The 1,598-nt window shown below is 45.7% G+C and carries 2 protein-coding genes and 1 pseudogene; all 3 read left to right on the top strand.

Features of this window, described 5'->3' with window-relative positions; genetic code table 11:
• Positions 1-118 precede the first annotated feature (118 nt).
• Complete coding sequence (locus B3180_RS04235) at positions 119-622, top strand: retropepsin-like aspartic protease family protein (protein WP_224798491.1); 504 nt, start codon at positions 119-121, stop codon at positions 620-622.
• A gap of 21 nt (positions 623-643) precedes the next feature.
• Positions 644-1,183 (top strand): hypothetical protein, encoded by a 540-nt coding sequence (locus B3180_RS04230; RefSeq protein ID WP_054490169.1) that lies wholly within the window; start codon positions 644-646, stop codon positions 1,181-1,183.
• 26 nt (positions 1,184-1,209) lie between these two features.
• Positions 1,210-1,598, top strand: a pseudogene (locus B3180_RS04225) (bifunctional diguanylate cyclase/phosphodiesterase); the annotation flags it as partial.

Below are 1,598 nucleotides of genomic sequence, written 5' to 3'. Positions count from 1 at the left end.
TTATCGAAAGCAACTTGCAGGGGTGGTCAGTAGAAGACGTTTCTGGGCTGCGACAGCAAAGAGCTGATGCTGTTAAAGCGCAAACCTCACCCTACAATAATGATTAAAGGGGGCTCCTTTGGCCAGGACTAATTCATTTGGTAAACCCTTCATGTTTATTGCATGGGGGCTTGCTATTGCTATGCTGGTTTGGTTTTTTGAAGACAAGCTTCAGCAACAGTTTAATCCTAACTCTCAGGTTCAAAGTCATGTAGACAATGGGCAGGTCACAGTCGTGCTGGAACAAAACCGTATGGGCCATTACGTAGCCCGGGGAAAGGTTAACGGGCAGTCGGTGACATTTTTATTAGATACCGGAGCTACCCTGGTCGCTATTCCCGAAGGTTTAGCGCAAAAGCTCGGACTTCGTAAGGGGCGTCAGGGAATGTCCCAAACCGCCAATGGACGTGTTATAACATACCGTACAGAAATTGATCGTTTGCAGCTGGGTGATATTCAGTTGAGCAATGTTGCTGCTTCAATTACACCCGGGATGGACGGCGATGTCATACTTTTGGGCATGAGTGCATTGAAAGAATTTGAGTTAATGCAGAAAGGCGATACTCTTACTTTACGTTATTAAAAATTAGAGCAGGACGGATGTATGTATAGAAAACTACTAGGCGCAACGTTATTCATTATTGCCGGTACGGCCGGAGCGCAACAGGAAACAATGAAGGAATGCTCGGCGATTGAAGACTCACTGGAGCGCTTGGTGTGCTATGACAACTTAGCCAAGCGTCAGCAAGGTGAACCTCAGGACGAAAAAGCTAAAGGTAGAGCTAAAGCGGAAGAGATGAAAGCCCGAGGACAAAGCAAGGCCGAAGAGATGAAAGCTAAGGCTAAGCAACGGGGCAAGCGGAGCGACAATGCCGCAGAGCAGAACTTTGGTATGGAGCACAAAGGTAGTCAAAATAATACGCTTGAAAGGTTAGAAGTAGAAGTTGCCAGCAAAAAGCAAGACCCTTATAAGAAATGGCAAATTGAGCTGACTAATGGTCAGGTTTGGAAGCAAATCGATAGCCGGGGTTATTTTTCCTGGGACGATGATGATACCTATTACATTGAGCGCGGTGCGTTGAACTCCTTTTTCTTCGGTCGAGAAGATTCAAATCGTCGGCTTAGAGTGCAGCGAATTAAATAAGCCAGGAACAATTATGCAGCGGACTAATGCAAGATAACTTACTCAGTTACAGTCAAATAGCGACAGGAGTCGTGCTGCTCCTGATTACTGCGACAGTTTTTGTCAGCGTGGTCCGTAAAAGAGCGGATAAGAAGTATCAGGGATTAAATCAGTTAATTCAGGCTCATTATAATACGTTTAATGCCCTGGCCCAGCAGCGGGATATTGAGAGTCGCTTGCTGGGTATTTGTCACCTAATTGAATCTCAAATTAATGGCGCCATGTGTTCTATCATGGTGGCAAATAAAGACAACAAAACTTTATCAACGGCTGCTTCAGCTTCATTACCCCGCTCCTTTTCTAATGAATTAAATGGATTAAAAATTGCTGATGGTTCAGGCGGCTGCGGTACCGCAGCCGCCATCGGTGAACCCGT

The organism is Idiomarina sp. UBA4206 (genome assembly GCF_002383015.1).
Lineage (GTDB): Bacteria > Pseudomonadota > Gammaproteobacteria > Enterobacterales > Alteromonadaceae > Idiomarina > Idiomarina abyssalis.
The sequence above is the reverse complement of the archived record's forward strand: the minus strand, read 5'-3'. Positions and strand labels throughout refer to the sequence as shown.

Bases quoted from the DNA above. Each gene is read 5' to 3' on its own strand.
- B3180_RS04230 (WP_054490169.1), top strand. From the start codon at position 644: ATGTATAGAAAACTACTAGGCGCAACGTTATTCATTATTGCCGGTACG.